This window comes from Lysobacter sp. HA18 (assembly GCF_054057595.1).
Genome location: NZ_JBSRZL010000001.1, coordinates 2,803,550 through 2,819,546 on the forward strand (window position 1 = coordinate 2,803,550; position 15,997 = coordinate 2,819,546).

Annotated in this window: 11 protein-coding genes, 1 pseudogene and 1 riboswitch; of the genes and pseudogenes, 4 read left to right on the forward strand and 8 right to left on the reverse strand. The window is 66.9% G+C overall.

The genetic code is table 11. From position 1 onward, the window contains the following. Nucleotides 1–57: 57 nt before the first annotated feature. The 3 genes and pseudogenes from otsB to otsA form a co-directional block, all read left to right on the forward strand. A complete protein-coding gene (gene otsB / locus ACVWWW_RS13695; protein WP_027081911.1) occupies nucleotides 58–825 on the forward strand; it encodes a trehalose-phosphatase in 768 nt (255 codons plus the stop codon). Further along, nucleotides 822–2,594: a glycoside hydrolase family 15 protein gene (locus ACVWWW_RS13700; RefSeq protein ID WP_027081910.1), complete on the forward strand. Its 1,773-nt coding sequence runs from the start codon at nucleotides 822–824 to the stop codon at nucleotides 2,592–2,594. Before otsB ends, ACVWWW_RS13700 begins: the two co-directional genes overlap by 4 nt. Before the next feature lie 102 nt (nucleotides 2,595–2,696). After that, nucleotides 2,697–4,058: pseudogene (gene otsA / locus ACVWWW_RS13705) on the forward strand (alpha,alpha-trehalose-phosphate synthase (UDP-forming)); the annotation flags it as partial. A gap of 101 nt (nucleotides 4,059–4,159) precedes the next feature. Here otsA and ACVWWW_RS13710 read toward each other — a convergent pair. From ACVWWW_RS13710 to rluD, 3 genes are all read right to left on the reverse strand, one after another. Further along, complete coding sequence (locus ACVWWW_RS13710; RefSeq protein WP_051234695.1) at nucleotides 4,160–5,929, reverse strand: AI-2E family transporter; 1,770 nt, start codon at nucleotides 5,927–5,929, stop codon at nucleotides 4,160–4,162. Nucleotides 5,930–6,006: 77 nt separating this feature from the next. Then, nucleotides 6,007–6,774, reverse strand: a complete 768-nt coding sequence (gene pgeF / locus ACVWWW_RS13715; protein WP_027081909.1) for a peptidoglycan editing factor PgeF — start codon at nucleotides 6,772–6,774, stop codon at nucleotides 6,007–6,009. Next, entirely contained in the window at nucleotides 6,771–7,742 is a 972-nt protein-coding gene (gene rluD / locus ACVWWW_RS13720; protein WP_027081908.1) for a 23S rRNA pseudouridine(1911/1915/1917) synthase RluD, read from the reverse strand. The genes pgeF and rluD overlap by 4 nt, the downstream gene beginning before the upstream one ends. Nucleotides 7,743–7,841: 99 nt before the next feature. On the opposite strand from rluD, the gene ACVWWW_RS13725 reads away from it, so the two are divergent. After that, nucleotides 7,842–8,714, forward strand: a complete 873-nt coding sequence (locus ACVWWW_RS13725) for an outer membrane protein assembly factor BamD (RefSeq protein ID WP_027081907.1) — start codon at nucleotides 7,842–7,844, stop codon at nucleotides 8,712–8,714. A 66-nt stretch (nucleotides 8,715–8,780) separates the two neighbouring features. Here the strand turns inward: ACVWWW_RS13725 and ACVWWW_RS13730 are convergent, their stop codons facing one another. The 5 genes from ACVWWW_RS13730 to sucD form a co-directional block, all read right to left on the reverse strand. Then, nucleotides 8,781–10,403, reverse strand: a complete 1,623-nt coding sequence (locus ACVWWW_RS13730) for an NAD+ synthase (RefSeq protein ID WP_027081906.1) — start codon at nucleotides 10,401–10,403, stop codon at nucleotides 8,781–8,783. A gap of 26 nt (nucleotides 10,404–10,429) precedes the next feature. Continuing rightward, entirely contained in the window at nucleotides 10,430–10,840 is a 411-nt protein-coding gene (locus tag ACVWWW_RS13735) for an acyl-CoA thioesterase (protein WP_027081905.1), read from the reverse strand. Then, complete coding sequence (locus ACVWWW_RS13740; protein ID WP_027081904.1) at nucleotides 10,827–11,837, reverse strand: ribonucleotide-diphosphate reductase subunit beta; 1,011 nt, start codon at nucleotides 11,835–11,837, stop codon at nucleotides 10,827–10,829. Before ACVWWW_RS13740 ends, ACVWWW_RS13735 begins: the two co-directional genes overlap by 14 nt. Nucleotides 11,838–12,046: 209 nt before the next feature. Beyond that, on the reverse strand, nucleotides 12,047–14,443 hold the full coding sequence (locus ACVWWW_RS13745) for a ribonucleoside-diphosphate reductase subunit alpha (RefSeq protein WP_027081903.1): 2,397 nt from the start codon (nucleotides 14,441–14,443) through the stop codon (nucleotides 12,047–12,049). Between the two features lie 172 nt (nucleotides 14,444–14,615). Next, a riboswitch (cobalamin riboswitch) is annotated at nucleotides 14,616–14,824 on the reverse strand. 215 nt (nucleotides 14,825–15,039) lie between these two features. Then, on the reverse strand, nucleotides 15,040–15,915 hold the full coding sequence (gene sucD / locus ACVWWW_RS13750; RefSeq protein ID WP_027081901.1) for a succinate--CoA ligase subunit alpha: 876 nt from the start codon (nucleotides 15,913–15,915) through the stop codon (nucleotides 15,040–15,042). Nucleotides 15,916–15,997 lie beyond the last annotated feature (82 nt).

Below are 15,997 nucleotides of genomic sequence, written 5' to 3' on the forward strand. Positions count from 1 at the left end.
AAGCGCTCCGGCGGCTGTCCACCCCGCGCTTACGTCGCGACCACCAGACTCCGGCCGATGAGTGCGACCGCCCCGCTGGCCCTGCCCGCCCCGCCGCCCGTCCAGTCCGACTGGGCGCTATTCCTCGACGTCGACGGCTGCCTGCTCGACTTCGCCGACGATCCCGATGACGTCCATGTGCCCGACGGCCTCGGCGATGCGCTGCGGCGCTTGTCGCGATCGCTGCAGGGTGCGCTCGCCCTGGTGAGCGGCCGACGCATCGCGCAGCTCGACACGTTGTTCCCCGACCTGCGCGTTCCGGCGGCGGGGCTTCACGGGCTCGAACTGCGCGAGGACATCCACGTCGCAACGCCGCTCGACATCCCGCCCGAACTTGCGCGCGTGCGTGAAGCCGCGGAACAGATCGCCGATGCGCATCCGGGTGCACGTGTCGAGGACAAGGGCGTCGCGCTCGCATTGCATTGGCGCGCGGCGCCGAATGCGCGATCGGCACTCGAAGCGATCGCCGCGTCCGCGTTGTCCAACCTCACGGGTTATCGCCTGCAGCACGGCAACTGCGTCGTCGAACTGCGGCCCGCACAGGCCGACAAAGGCGATGCGGTGCGGCGCCTGATGGCGATCACGCCGTTCGCCGGACGCACGCCGGTGTTTGCCGGCGACGACCTCACCGACGAAGACGGCTTCGCTGCGGCGAATTACATGCGCGGGCTTTCCGTGCGCGTTGGTGACCGCCAGCCGACCCATGCAACGCACACGCTCGCCGATACCGCCGCATTGCGCGGCTGGATCGTGGAAGCCGCCGACCGCCTCGGAGCGTCGGCATGAGTTCCCTCTCGCTGGGCCTGATCGGCAATTGCGGTGTCGGTGCGCTGGTGGACCCGCAGGCGCGCATCGTCTGGGGCTGCGTGCCCGCGTTCGACGGCGACCCGACGTTCTGCTCGCTGCTCTCACCGCGCATCGACGGCGGTGATTTCGCGATCGAACTCGATGGTGGCGTGTCGAGCGAGCAGCACTACATCGAGAACACTGCGGTATTGCGTACGGTGCTGCGCGACGACCGCGGCGGCGCGATCGAGATCCTCGATTTCGCACCGCGCTGGAAGCAGTACGACCGCTTCTATCGACCGGTGATGCTGATCCGCACGGTGCGCCCGCTGTCGGGCGAGCCGCGCATCCGCGTGCGCCTGCGCCCGCTGGTCGAGTATGGCGCGCGGGTTCCTGAGCGCACGTGGGGCAGCAACCACATCCGTTTCGTGCTCAACGGCTTCACGCTGCGCCTCAACACCGATGCGCCGGTGCGCATGGTGCGCGAGGAAATCCCGTTCCTGCTCGACCGCGAGCTGCACTTCATCCTCGGGCCAGACGAGACCTTTACCCGCGCGATTTCCGACTACGCACACGAAGCACTGGAAAAGACGATCGATTACTGGCGCGAATGGGTACGCGCGCTGTCGATTCCGCTGGAATGGCAGGACGCCGTTATCCGCAGCGCGATCACGCTCAAGCTCTGCCAGTACGACGAAACCGGCGCGATCATCGCTGCGATGACGACATCGATCCCTGAGGCCGCGCATACGCAGCGCAACTGGGACTACCGCTACTGTTGGCTCCGCGACGCCGCGTTCGTGGTGCGCGCTCTCAACCGCCTCGGCGCGACCCGCACGATGGAGGAATACCTGCGCTACGTGTCCAACCTCATCCCGGAGGACGGCCATTTGCAGCCGCTGTATGGCATCGGCCTAGAGCGCGAGTTGCACGAAGAAGAGATGGACGGCCTCACCGGTTATCGCGGCATGGGCCCGGTGCGCCGCGGCAACCTCGCGTGGGTGCAGCCGCAGCACGATGTCTATGGCAGCGTCGTGCTGGCGTCGACGCAGATGTACCTCGACCGCCGACTCAACCTGCCGAGCGGCAGCACGCACTTCCGTCGGCTCGAACGCTTGGGTGAGCGTGCATACGCGCTGTTCGACCAACCCGACGCCGGCCTGTGGGAGTTTCGCGGCCGCGTCGAGGTCCATACCTATTCGGCAGTGATGTGCTGGGCGGCCTGCGATCGACTTGCGCGCATCGCACGCGCGCTGCAGATCGGTGACCGCGAGGCGTTCTGGCGCGAGCGCGCGGATCGCATGCATGCGCGCATCGATGAACTCGCATTCGACAAGAGCCGTGGCCACTTCGTCGAAGGCACGCACAGCGGCCGCATGGACGCGGTACTGCTGCTGCTCGCCGATCTCGGCTTCGTGCGTGCGGATGACCCGCGCTTCGCGGCGACGGTCGATGCGGTCGGCCGCGAGCTGCGTCGTGAGGACGGCATGCTGCGCTATGTCGCGCCCGACGACTTCGGCGTGCCGGAAACCAGCTTCACCATCTGCACGTTCTGGTACATCGATGCGCTCGCGTCGGTCGGTCGCGCCGATGAAGCACGTGAGCTGTTCGAACGCGTGCTCGCGCGCCGGAATCCGCTGGGGCTGCTGTCGGAAGACCTGTCGCTGGAAGGCAACGAACTCTGGGGCAATTTCCCGCAGACGTATTCGCATGTGGGCCTGATCAATGCCGCGATGCGCCTGAGTCGCCCGTGGGAGGACGCAACCTAGCGTTCGGTTCCGCGTTTTTTGCCGTCACGCACCGACGAACCGCGCGCGGGCATGCTCGCTCGTACCGGCGTCCGTCGGCAGGAGCGCAAGCGCAGGCATCGCATGGGTCGTCTCGTCGTCGTCAGTAATCGCGTCGCGTTGCCCGAGGAATCGCGGGCCGGCGGCCTCGCGATCGCGTTGCTCGACGCGCTGCGCGAGGACGGCGGCATGTGGTTCGGCTGGAGCGGAAAGATCGATCCACACGCCTCGGGCCGCATGCACGAGCAGCAGGACGGCAACATCCGCTTCATCACGATGGACCTGTCCGCGCAGGACCACGAGGACTACTACAACGGCTTCGCGAATCGCACGCTGTGGCCGCTGCTGCACTTCCGCATGGATCTGGTCGACTACGACCGCGACACGTATGCGGGCTACCAGGTCGTCAATGCGCTGTTCGCCGGCAAGCTCGCACCGCTGCTGAAAGAAGACGACCTCGTCTGGATCCACGACTACCACCTGATTCCGCTTGCGCGATTGCTGCGCGAGCGCGGCGTCAAATGTCGTATCGGCTTCTTCCTGCACGTGCCGATGCCGTCGTCCGACCTGCTCGCCGCGCTGCCCAGTCATCAGCGCCTGTTCGAAGGCCTGTCGTCCTGCGACCTGGTCGGCTTCCAGACCGAGCGCGATCTCGAGCGCTTCCAGGACTATGTGCGCCTGTTCGGCGGTGGCCGCGTGATCGAACGTGGTGTTCTCGAAGCACCAAATGGCCGACGTTTCCGCGCGGGCGCATTCCCGATCAGCATCGATACGACGCGCATCGCGGCACTGGCACGCGAAGCGGTCGCGAAATCCGCAGTGAAACGACTGGTCAGCAGCATGTCGGGCCGCGACCTCGCGATCGGTGTCGACCGCCTCGACTATTCGAAAGGGCTGCCGGAACGCTTCCGCGGCTTCGCGAATTACCTCAAGCGCTATCCGCAGCAGCGCGGGCAGCTGACGTTCCTGCAGATCGCGCCGGTGTCGCGCGGAGGCGTTGCCGAGTACCGCGACCTGCGCAGCGAACTCGAACAGATCTCCGGCAACATCAACGGGCGATTCGCAGAGCCGGACTGGACTCCGGTGCGCTACGTCAACCGCAACTTTCCGCATTCGACGCTGACGGGTTTCTATCGGCTCGCGAAAGTCGGACTGGTGACGCCCCTGCGAGATGGCATGAACCTCGTTGCGAAGGAGTTCGTCGCCGCGCAGGATCCGGACGATCCCGGCGTTCTTTTGTTGTCGCCGTTCGCAGGTGCATCGCGCGAACTCGATGGCGCGTTAGTCGTGAACCCGTATGACCTCGACGGTGCCGGCGATGCGATCGCACAGGCGATGACAATGCCGCTGGAGGAACGCCGCGAGCGCTGGCAAGGCATGTTCCGCCATCTCAAACGTCACGACATCACGTTCTGGCGTCGCAGTTATTTGAAGGCGCTGCGCGAAGCCGGCGATTTCAAGGAATCGGCCGACGCCGGCGAGCGCCGGACAGCGCGACGACGCCGGACCGACGCCACGCAGGGCGTGCGGCCGCACTGACGGATCGATCAGCGCATCGTCGTGATCTTGCGCAATTCCGACGCGGCGGTCGTCAATGTCGACGCCAAGCGGAACACACCGAGTTCCGAGAGTTCACGACGCTGCCGCACCTGCGCTTCGTCAAGCAGGCCCGGGCGCACCACGAGCAGTGGCAGGCCTTCGAATTCCGTGCCGAGTCGCTTCACCAGGTAACGCACGTGCGCGAGGCCGCCGGGCGGCACGGACACCAGCACCAGCGCGTCGATCTCCGCGCCGCGGATGTGTTCGACGACGTCGGATGCGAGCACCGCGGACGACGCGGCATTCCATTCGATGCGCCCCATGTCGATGAGCTTGCCGAGCATCGACACCGCCACTTCGTCGACGTTATCACGCACCGGAATCGCCAGCACGCGCATGCGGTCGGCGCCCACCATGTCGTCCGGGCGAATGAGTCGACGGTGCGCATCGACCAGTGCATGCGCTTCGTCGATCACGCGTGCATGGTCGGACGCCTGCAGTCGGCCCTGACGCAGATCCTCGCGCGCATGCGCGAGCGTCGGCACGACAATCTCGTCGTACGCGCGATCGAGGCCGTCGAGCGCGGCGTAGTCGTCGAGCAGGTCGGCGGCTTCGGTGTCGTCCTGCGCGAGCAGGCGCTGGTAGAAGCGGTGCGCGGGCGCGAGCGGTGGCGTGTCGCCGAGCAGCGTGTCGAGAAATTTCAGAAACGGCACGTAGCGCCCGAGCACGACCAGGCAGACGGTGAGCGGTGATGCGAGCACCAGTCCGATCGGCCCCCATAGCCACGTCCAGAACGCGACCGCGATGAGCAGCGCCGCCTGCGACACGCCCATGCCGCGACCGTATACCCACGGTTCCACCAGCATGTTCGTGATGAGTTCGAGCGTGCCGAACAACGCGACGACGAGAAGCGCGGTCGTCCATTCGCGTGCGATCAGCAGGCTGAGCGCGACGGGCATAAAGGCTGCGAGCCACGAACCGAGATACGGGATGTAACGCAGCACCGCGGCGAAGAATCCCCACAACAGCGCGTACGGAACGCCGATCACCGACAGGCCGATCGCCACGCATAGCCCGTAGCCGCTGTTCACCATCAGCTGCATCAGCAGGTAACGGCTGACGCGTTGACCGGCGTCTTCCAGTGCTCGCGTCGTATCCGCCAACTGATCGACGCCGACCAGCGAGATCAGGCGATCGCGCAGGTCCTCGCGATGGATGAGCATGAAAATCACGAGCACCAGCACGAGGCCGAGCCCCGCGAGTGGTTCGAGCAGCGGCCCCGCGATCGCCCACAGCTGCGACATGCGCACCGGTTCCTGCTGCACGATGCGCACCGGCTGCGCGCGTGCGGCCTCGCGTTCGGCCTGCGTCATCGGTGCGGGGCCGCGGCGGTCGAGCTGAGTGGAGATGCGCTCGGTCACGACCTGCAGCTTGTCGAGCAGCCCGGTGCGCCCGCGCGAGCGCAGCTGTTCGATCTTCGCGGTGACATTCGGTTCGTAGCGCGGGTACGCGTCGAGCAGGCTGCCGACCTGCCGCGTCACCGCGAAGCCCGCGCCGATCGCCAGCGCGAGTGCGAGCACCGTCATCAATGCACTCGACACAACGCGCGATACGCCGCGTCTTTCGAGGTAATGCGCCGGCGGGGCCAGCAGGAACGTGAAAAGGATGGCCAGCGCCACCGGAATCACGATCACCTTCGCCCAGTACAGGAAGCCGAGCACCAGCGCGGCGCCGACGAGTACCGGCAACGCACGGTTGAGGTTGGATTGCTCGGCCACACGATCCCCTTCGCCGGGAATCCGGCCGCGCCCTTATGCGCCGTGGGGCGTCAAGGCCGCATGCAGCCGCTTGATGCTCAGGCCGACGGGTCGCGCCAGACCAACGAGGCCATGCGCCCGGTGCGGCGGTCTCGACGATGCGAGAAGAAGCGCGCGGGCTCGGCGATCGTGCTGAGGCCGCCGCCATGGATGGCGTTCTCAGCGAGGCCCGCAGCGATCAGGCGCATGCGCGCCAGCGCATAGAGGTCGACGCGCCAGTGACCGGGGCGCGTGGCGACGAAGGCGGATGCAGCGCCGGCGTCTTTTGCGACGAATGCCTCGTAGACGTCGGCACCGATCTCGTAATCCGCTGGCCCTGCCGCGGGGCCGAGCCACGCGATTAGCCGATCCGGCGACGTGCGCATCGCGGCGACCGTCGCCTCGAGCACGCCGTCGGCCAGTCCGCGCCAGCCCGCATGCGCGCCACCGACCTGCGATCCGTCGCGCGCGGCGAACAGCACGGGCAGGCAGTCCGCGGTAAGGATGGCGATGACGACGCCGGCATCCGAGGTCACCGCGGCGTCGGCCTGCGGCTCATCGGTCGATGTGTCATCAGCGCTGAACCGCAAAACGTCGACGCCGTGCACCTGCCGCAGCCAGCGAGGCCGCGACGGCAAGGCGAGCAGGTCGACGAGCTCATCGCGGTTGGCGTCGACGGTCGCCGCGTCATCGCCATCGGCCGCGTAGCGATTGCCGAGGTTGAACGTGTCGAACGGTGCGACGGAACGACCGGCACCAAAGCGAAGCGTCGTCCCGCCATGCACGCCGGATGGCGCGGACCAGTCGGCGTGCAGGAACGCGGTCACCGCGTGCGTTCCTCGTGCTCGCGCTGGTCGGTGCGCAGTGCGTCGACGAGGGCGCGCAGGTCGGCCGGTACCGGGGCGGTGCATCGCACCGGCTCGCCGGTTGTGGGATGCACGAATTCCAGCGTCTCCGCATGCAGCGCCTGGCGCTTGAACGCGCGCAGCGTTTCGATCGTTTCCGGTGATGCGCCGCGCGGCAGCTTCAAGGGGCCGCCGTAGAGCGGATCGCCCACGATCGGATGCTTGAGGTGCGCCATGTGCACGCGGATCTGGTGCGTGCGCCCGGTCTCGAGCCGGCACTCCAGCAGCGTGTGCGCACGGAAGCGTTCGCGCAGGCGGAAGTGCGTCACCGCGTCCTTGCCGTCGTCGCGCACCGCCATGCGCAGGCGGTCGCGCGGATGGCGGTCGATCGGCGCATTCGCGGTGCCGCCCGATACGAGCGCGCCGACCACGACGGCTAGATACTGGCGATGCACCTGTCGCGCCGAAAGCTGGTCGACCAGCGACGTATGGGCCTGCAACGTGCGGGCGATGACCATGACGCCCGAGGTGTCCTTGTCGAGCCGATGCACGATGCCCGCGCGCGGCAGCGCCGACAGCGAGGCGTCGCGATGCAGCAGCGCGTTGACCAGCGTGCCGGCCGGGTTGCCCGCGCCCGGGTGCACGACGAGGCCGGCGGGCTTGTCGATCACGATGACCTCGGCGTCCTCATAAAGAACGTCGAGGGCGATGTCCTCGGCCGGGGCGTCGGTCTGCACGCCGATCTCCGCCTGGACGGTGACGTGCTCGCCGCCGCGCACGGGATCGCGCGGGCGCACTTCCCGGCCGTCGAGCCGGGCCTGCCCGGTCTTGATCCAGCCGGCCAGCCGCGAGCGCGAATGCTCGGGGAACAGCTCGGCCAGGACGGCATCGAAGCGGCGCCCGGCGCTGGTATCGGGGACGCGGGCTTCGAGGGTGATCGTGTCGGACATCGGTGGCCTTGTTCCTTGCGGCCCGCCAGCGCGGGTCGGTTAAGACGGTCCTGCTATTATCCGGCCTTCCTGTCTCCCGATCCGGCATCCGTCGATCCCATGAGCTATCGCTCCGCCTTCCGCCCGTCGCCCGTGTCCCTCGTCCGTGGCCTGGCGGTCGCAGTCCTCGCGGTCTCCCTTCTCGCCGGCGCGGGTTGCGCGCGCTTCCGCCACAAGGGCGACTCGAACGAAGGTGTTCCGGTCGAGACCCTGTACCAGAAGGGCCACAAGTCCATGGTCAACGGCAACTGGTCCTCGGCGGAGGAGACGTACAAGCGCCTCATCGCCCAGTACCCGTACGGCCCGTACACCGAGCAGGCGCAGATCGAGACCGCCTACGCGCAGTACAAGGCCGGCCAGCACGATGACGCGATCAGCACGATCGACCGCTTCATCCGCACCTACCCGACCAACCGCAACATCGCGTACCTGTACTACCTGCGCGGCCTTGTGAATTCCTCGCGCGACGCGGTGTTCCTGCAGCGCGTGTGGCACCTCGACCCGGCGCGCCGCGACCTCGCGACGCCGCAGCAGGCGTACAACGACTTCGGCATCGTGGTCGAGCGCTACGGCAACAGCCGTTACGCCGCCGACGCACGCGACCGCATGGCGAAGCTGCGCGACATGTTCGCCCGCTACGAGATGGAAACCGCGCTGTACTACCTCGAGCGACACGCGGACGTCGCCGCGATCGACCGCGCGAAGTACGTGCTCGAGAACTATCCGCAGTCGAGCTACCAGAACGACGCGATCGCGACGATGGCTTCGGCGTATACGTCGCTGGGCAACACCACGCTCGCCAACGACGCGCGCGCCGAGCTGCAGAAGGCCGATCCGAACCACGCCTACCTCAAGGGCGAGTGGCCGGATTACCCGAGCCACCTGCGTCGCCTGAACCCGTTCGGTGGCGACACGTCCAAGGTCGGTCACTGATCGATCGCAGCACCGCTTCGACGAACGCCGCCTCCGGGCGGCGTTTTCGTTTGTAGGCTCGATGCGTCAGCGGTAGCCGTTGCTGATCGGGTAGCGACGCTCGCGGCCGAACGCGCGCGGCGTCATCTTCGGGCCGGGCGCGGCCTGGTGGCGCTTCCACTCGGAGATGCGCACGAGCCGGAGCACGCGGTCGACCGTCGCGTCATCGAACCCTGCAGCGACGATCTCATCGCGCGACTGCTCGCCATCGACATAGCGCTCGAGGATCGCGTCGAGTACGTCGTACGGCGGCAGGGAGTCCTGATCCTTCTGGTTCTCGCGCAACTCGGCCGACGGCGGGCGGTCGATCACTTCCTGCGGAATCACGGCGTCGACTGTGTTGCGCCAACGCGCGAGCGCGAACACGTCGGTCTTGTAGACGTCCTTGATCGGCGCGTAGCCACCGCACATGTCGCCGTAGATCGTCGCGTAGCCGACCGCGTACTCGCTCTTGTTACCCGTGGTGAGCAGCAGACCGCCGAACTTGTTCGACATCGCCATCAGCGTGGCGCCGCGGATGCGCGACTGCAGGTTCTCTTCGGTCGTATCCGCCGCGCGTCGTTCAAATATCGGTGCAAGCGTTTCGAGGTAGGCCTCGAAAGGTTTTTCGATCGGAACGGTGAGCAGGCGCACGCCCTGGCGCTCGCATTGCTCGGCCGCGAGATCGTTCGACATGCCCGCCGTGTAGCGCGACGGCAGCCGCACCGCAGTGACGTTCTCGGCGCCCAGCGCATCGACCGCAACCGCCAGCACCAGCGCCGAATCGATACCGCCCGAAAGCCCCAGCCACACCTTCTCGAAACCGTTCTTGCGGCAGTAGTCGCGCGTACCGCGCACGATGCCGCGCCACGCGAGGCCTTCGCGACTCTCGTCGTTCTCCGGCGTCCAGCGCACCGGCACGAACGTGCCTGCAGTCGGATCGAAGTCGACCACCAGCCATTCCTCGCGGAACGTGGCTGCGGCCGGATGCACCTGTCCGTTCGCGTCCGCCACCACCGACGCGCCATCGAATACGACGTGGTCCTGCCCGCCGACGACATTGAGATAGGCGATCGCGGTACCCGACTCCGTCGCGCGCTCGGCGAGCAGTGCGTCGCGCGTCATGTGCTTGCCGTGTTCATAGGGCGACGCGTTCGGCACGACGACGACCTGTGCGCCGTCCTTCACCGTTGCGGCCAGCGGCTCGGGAAACCACAGGTCCTCGCAGATCACGACGCCGACCTGCACGCCATCGACCGCGACCACGCAGGTTTCGCCATCGGGGTCGACCGAGAAATAGCGGCGCTCGTCGAACACCTGGTAGTTCGGCAGTTCCCGCTTGCGGTAGGTGCGCTCGATTTCGCCGTCGCGCAGCACGCTTGCCGAGTTGTAGACGATCGCGCCGGCAGTTTCCGGCCAGCCGACGACGGCGGTGATGCCGTGCGTGGATGCGGCGATGCGACGGATCGCGGCGTCGCAGCCGGCAAGAAAACCCGGTCGCAGTAGCAGGTCTTCCGGCGAGTAACCGCTGACCGCGAGCTCCGGAAACACGACGAGCGCGGCACCGTGCTCGTCGCGCGCCTGCGCGATCATCGCTTCGATGCGCGCCGTGTTGCCGGCGATGTCGCCGACCGGGAAATCGAACTGGGCGAGTGCGATCCGCAGAGCCATGGCCGCTCCTGTGAGAGCGGCCGATTCTACGCGCCGGCCGCGCTAGCTCCGTCGTCGAGCGGCTCGACGGGTGCGGGCCGACCGTTCGCATCCAGCGCGATCATGCTGAAGCGGCCGCGCGTGCACAGATGCCGCGTTCCGGCGTGTGGATCCTCGGTGTGAAGTTCGACATCGACCTGCATCGAACTCCGGCCGACCTCGGCGACGCGTGCGACGAGTTCGACCAGTTGCCCCTGCCGCACCGGAACCCGGAAGTCGACCTGGTCCGAACGTGCGGTCACCACCGTGCGCCGTGCGTAACGCGTCGCCGCAACGAACGCGGCCTTGTCCATCCACGCCAGCGCCTGCCCGCCGAACAGCGTGCCGAGGTGGTTGGCGTGGTCGGGAAAGACGATCTCCCAGAGCCGCGCCTCGCGCGGCGCGTCAGAATGCGGCATCGAAGGCCACCTGCCCGCTCACGCCGACCTGGTAGGCCGAGACGCGGCGCTCGAAGAAGTTGGTGAGTTCCTGGACGTCCTGCAGGTCCATGAAGGCGAACGGATTGCGGCTGCCGAACTCCGGCGCGAGCCCGAGCGACTGCAGGCGCAGGTCGGCGACGTACTGCAGGTAGTCGCGCATCTCGCGCGGCGACAGCCCGTTGACGCCGCCGGACAGCACGTCGTGCGCGAACGCGGCTTCGACATCGACCGCTTCGCGAAGCATGGCGCGCACATCGCGTTCCATGTCGGCGTCGAACAGATCGGGTTCCTCGTCGCGCACGGTGCGGATGACCTCGAGCGCGAACGCCATGTGGCCCGACTCGTCACGGAACACCCAGTTGGTGCCGGCGGCAAGGCCCGGCAGCAGCCCGCGCGAACGCAGGAACCAGACGTAGGCGAATGCGGCGAAGAAGAACAGGCCTTCGATGCAGCACGCGAAGCAGATGAGGTTGAGCAGGAACATGCGGCGGTCGCCGCGCGTCTCGAGCCGATGCATCTGCTGGATGGAGTCGATCCAGCGGAAGCAGAACTCGGCCTTGGCGCGAATCGAGGGAATGTTCTCGATCGCGTCGAACGCGGCGGCGCGTCGCTCGACATCGGGCACATAGGCGTCGAGCAGCGTCAGGTAGAACTGCACGTGCAGCGCTTCCTCATAGAGCTGCCGCGACAGGTACATGCGCGCTTCCGGCGCGTTGATGTGCTGGTAGAGGTTCAGCACCAGGTTGTTCGACACGATGGAATCGCCGGTGGCGAAGAAGGCGACGAGGCGCTCGACGAGATGGCGATCGGGGGGCGTGAGTTTGTCGCGCAGGTCGTTGACGTCGATACCGAAGTCGATCTCTTCCACCGTCCACGTGTTGCGCACTGCGTCGCGATACATGTCGTAGAACGCGGGATAGCGCATCGGGCGCAGGGTCAGGGCGAAGCCGGGGTCGAGCAGGCGGGTGGCGGTCATTTCGATTCCGGAGGTGCGATGCGTCGCATCGCGGGAAAAAGGTGCAGGGGCAACGGGCGGCTTCCATGCGCCGCATCCATGCGCACGATCCTTCGCGCCCGGCGTTCCCTCGGCGACTCCTGTCGTCGCCCGTGCCCCTGCATTGAGCTGACGTCAGCCCCGCGGAGGCGCCGGATATCGACGCCTCCGCGAAGTGACGGACTGGACGGTTACTGGCAGGCCTCGCAGGCCTCCGGGTTTTCGAGCGAACACGCAACGGCCGCCTGTGGCGTCGCGACGCTCACCGTGGCTTTCGCGATACGCGTGGCCGGGCGCGAGCGCAGGTAATACGTCGTCTTCAGGCCCGACTTCCACGCATACATGTACATCGACGACAGCCGCCCGATGTTCGGGCTCTCCATGAAGAGATTGAGCGACTGCGACTGATCGATGTACGCGCCGCGCGCGGCGGCGAGGTCGATCAACGCCTTCTGCGGCAGTTCCCATGCGGTGCGGTACACCTCGCGCAGCGGCGCGGGAATCGCGTCGATGGCCTGGATCGAACCTTCACCCAGCTTGATGGCGTCACGCACCTCCTGCGTCCACAGACCGAGCTTCTTCAGCTCGTCGACGAGATAGCGGTTGACCTGCACGAAGTCGCCGGACAGCGTCTCGCGCTTGAACAGGTTCGACACCTGCGGCTCGATGCACTCGTAGCAGCCGGCGATCGACGCGATGGTGGCGGTCGGCGCGATGGCGATCAGCAGGGAGTTCCGCAGGCCATGCTGCGCGATGCGCGACTTGAGCGCGTCCCATGCTGCGTTCTGCGCCGGCGTCACGCCCCACAGATCGAACTGCAGCTCGCCGTTCGCTGCGCGCGTCTCCGGGAACGAAGGGTGCGCGCCATGCTGTTCGGCGAGCTCGCAGGATGCGTCCAGCGCGTGCAGGTAGATGGTTTCAGCGATTCGCGTCGACAGCGTCAACGCTTCACTCGAATCGAATGGCATCCGCAGCTTGAACAACACATCTTGCAGGCCCATCACGCCGAGCCCGACCGGACGCCAGCGCAGGTTGGAGCGTCGCGCCGATTCGATCGGATAGAAGTTGAGATCGATCACGCGGTCGAGCTGGCGCACCGCGACGTGCACGGTTTCAGCGAGCTTGTCGAAGTCGAAGCCGTGCTCGCCGACATGCTGCGCAAGGTTGATCGAACCGAGGTTGCATACGGCGGTCTCGTCTGCGCTGGTGACTTCGAGGATCTCGGTGCACAGGTTCGACAGATGCACGGTGCGACCCGGTCCGACCTGGTTGCAGGTGCGATTGGCGGCGTCCTTGAAGGTCATCCAGCCGTTACCGGTTTCGCCGAGCACTTTCATCATGCGCGCGTACAGATCGCGCGCCTTCACCGTGCGCGTCGCGAGCCCTTGTTGCTCGGCCTGCACGTAGGCGCGCTCGAACGCGTCGCCCCAGAGATCCGGCAGCTCCGGCACGGCCTTCGGATCGAACAACGACCAGTCGCCGTCGGTATCGACGCGGCGCATGAACAGGTCGGGGATCCAGTTGGCGAGGTTGAGGTTGTGCGTCCGGCGCGCCTCGTCGCCGGTGTTGTCGCGCAGCTCGAGGAACTCTTCGATATCCGCGTGCCACGTCTCGAGATAGATGCAGGCCGCACCCTTGCGCTTGCCGCCCTGGTTCACCGCGGCGACCGACGCATCGAGCGTCTTCAACCACGGCACGACGCCATTGCTGCGCCCGTTGGTGGAACGGATCAGAGAACCGCGCGAACGGACGCGGTGGTAGGCCTGTCCGATGCCGCCGGAGAACTTCGACAGCTGCGCGACGTCGCCGTAGCGCGTGTAGATGTCGGTCAGCGAATCCTGTGGGGAATCCAGCAGGAAGCAGGACGACAGCTGCTCGTGCCGCGTGCCGGAATTGAACAGCGTCGGCGAACTCGGGATGTAGTCGAGCGACGCCATCAGCCGATACAGCTGCAACGCGCCCGACGGCGTGTCGGTCAGCGCGACGGCGATGCGCATGAAGAAGTGCTGCGGCGTTTCGATGACGTGGCGACGGTGCGGATGCTTCAGCAGGTAGCGGTCGTACAGCGTGCGCAGGCCGAAGTATTCGAAGCGCTGCGTCTGCGCGGTGTCGATCGCGTCGTTGAACTTGCGCGCGTTCGCCTCGACGACCTCGCGCACGCGGTCGTTGATCAGGCCGAGATCGTGGCCGAGCACGATCGACTGCGAGAACGAATAGACGCCGAGCCCCGCGACTTCCTTGTCGATGTACGCACTGAGAAGCCGCGCGGCGAGGCGCGAGTACTGCGGCTCTTCGGTGGTGAACGCGGCCGCGGTGTGGATCGAGAGCTCGTCGAGCTCACGCGTAGTGGCGCCGTCGTAGATGCCGCCGATGGTCTTGAGCGCGACGCGCATCGGGTCGATGTCGTCGAGCCCCATCGAGCAACGCTGCACGGCGCGAACGATCTTGGCGACGTCGACCGGCTCGCGCCGGCCGTCGCGCTTGGTCACGGTCATGGTCGCCGGTGCATGCGGCGGGGTCAGTGCGAAGTCGGACTGTGCGTCGTCGACGTCGGGCGCGGCGGTGGTGACGAGTGTTTCGGTGGTCATGTTTCCTCTCCGATGGCGATGGAGAGGAAGCGAAAGCGGCGCACGCGACGTCCTGCGCCGGCCCCCGCCCCCTCGGGCGAGCCGGCATCGACATGGACGAGACGGACGGCGACGGGCGCGGGCCCGAAGACCGGCCCGTCCCTCCCACGAGGACGCCTGGCCAAGCGGCGGCACGCGGCCACCGATCGAGGCAGGTCTTCGGACTCGTGGACTACGGCAACCTGGGTCGCCACCTACTGCGCGTCGCTTCCCAGCCCGAGGGCCAGTGCCAATGACGCGGGTCGTTTCCACTTACCGCTGCGGGGCAGTCCCGGATTCCCACCGGGTTCCCTATTAAGCCGCTCCTGGCAGGAGGCGGCGCCTTCGATGGGCACAACATATGCGGCACACGTTCATTCGTCAACGCTAGATGTTGCGGTTGATTCGATGTAGTCGCGACGCCGCGCGGCACGCAGCTCGGCTGCGCGACCTGTTTCCTGAGGAGGCCGGAGATCACTGGTCCGCGCCACCGGGCGGAAACCCGTAACTGATCAGAGACGGCCAGAAGGCAAAAGGCCGCCCGAAGGCGGCCTTTCGTCCATCAAGACGCTGCCGGATCAGCCCGCAAGCTTCCTCGCTATCGCAGCACCCAGATCACCCGGCGATTTCACCGTGGTGACGCCCGCCTTCTCCAGCGCTGCGAACTTGCCTTCCGCCGTGCCCGAGCCGCCCGACGCGATCGCACCGGCATGGCCCATGCGCTTGCCCTTCGGCGCCGACGCACCGGCGATGAAACCGACGACCGGCTTCGTCACGTGCTTCGCGATGAACTCGGCCGCTTCTTCTTCGGCCGAGCCGCCGATCTCGCCGACCATGATGATGCCTTCGGTCTGCGCATCGTCCTGGAACCAACGCAGCGCGTCGATGAAGTTGGTGCCGTTGATGGGATCGCCGCCGATGCCGATGCAGGTCGACTGGCCGAGGCCGACGTCGGTGGTCTGCTTGACCGCTTCGTACGTCAGCGTGCCCGAGCGCGACACGATGCCGATCTTGCCCGGCATGTGGATGTGGCCCGGCATGATGCCGATCTTGCACTCGCCCGGCGTGATCACGCCCGGGCAGTTCGGGCCGACGAGCACCGTCTCCGGATGCTCCTTCAGCACGTTCTTCGCGCGCAGCATGTCGAGCACCGGAATGCCTTCGGTGATGCAGACGATGACGCGGATGCCGGCGGCCGCGGCTTCCATGATCGCGTCGGCCGCGAACGGCGGCGGCACGTAGATCACGGACGCGTCGGCGCCGGTCTTCGACACGGCTTCGGCAACGGTGTTGAACACGGGCAGGCCGAGGTGCTCGGTGCCGCCCTTACCGGGGGTGACGCCGCCCACGACCTGGGTGCCGTAGTCGAGCATCTGCTGTGCGTGGAAGGTGCCCTGCGAGCCGGTGAAGCCCTGCACGATCACCTTGGTGTTCTTGTTGATCAGAACGGACATTGCGAGTCCCTTGTGTAGCCCGGACGAGCGATGCGCGCCCGGGAAATCTTGCGGTGGTCGAACCCGGGGCGCGGCCTGCGGC

Excerpts from the sequence above, each read along its gene's own strand:
- otsB (WP_027081911.1), top strand. The coding sequence starts at position 58 with ATGAGTGCGACCGCCCCGCTGGCCCTGCCCGCCCCGCCGCCCGTCCAG.
- ACVWWW_RS13700 (WP_027081910.1), top strand. The coding sequence starts at position 822 with ATGAGTTCCCTCTCGCTGGGCCTGATCGGCAATTGCGGTGTCGGTGCG.
- rluD (WP_027081908.1), bottom strand. The coding sequence starts at position 7,742 with ATGTCCGACACGATCACCCTCGAAGCCCGCGTCCCCGATACCAGCGCC.
- ACVWWW_RS13725 (WP_027081907.1), top strand. The coding sequence starts at position 7,842 with ATGAGCTATCGCTCCGCCTTCCGCCCGTCGCCCGTGTCCCTCGTCCGT.
- ACVWWW_RS13730 (WP_027081906.1), bottom strand. The coding sequence starts at position 10,403 with ATGGCTCTGCGGATCGCACTCGCCCAGTTCGATTTCCCGGTCGGCGAC.
- ACVWWW_RS13735 (WP_027081905.1), bottom strand. The coding sequence starts at position 10,840 with ATGCCGCATTCTGACGCGCCGCGCGAGGCGCGGCTCTGGGAGATCGTC.
- ACVWWW_RS13740 (WP_027081904.1), bottom strand. The coding sequence starts at position 11,837 with ATGACCGCCACCCGCCTGCTCGACCCCGGCTTCGCCCTGACCCTGCGC.
- ACVWWW_RS13745 (WP_027081903.1), bottom strand. The coding sequence starts at position 14,443 with ATGACCACCGAAACACTCGTCACCACCGCCGCGCCCGACGTCGACGAC.
- sucD (WP_027081901.1), bottom strand. The coding sequence starts at position 15,915 with ATGTCCGTTCTGATCAACAAGAACACCAAGGTGATCGTGCAGGGCTTC.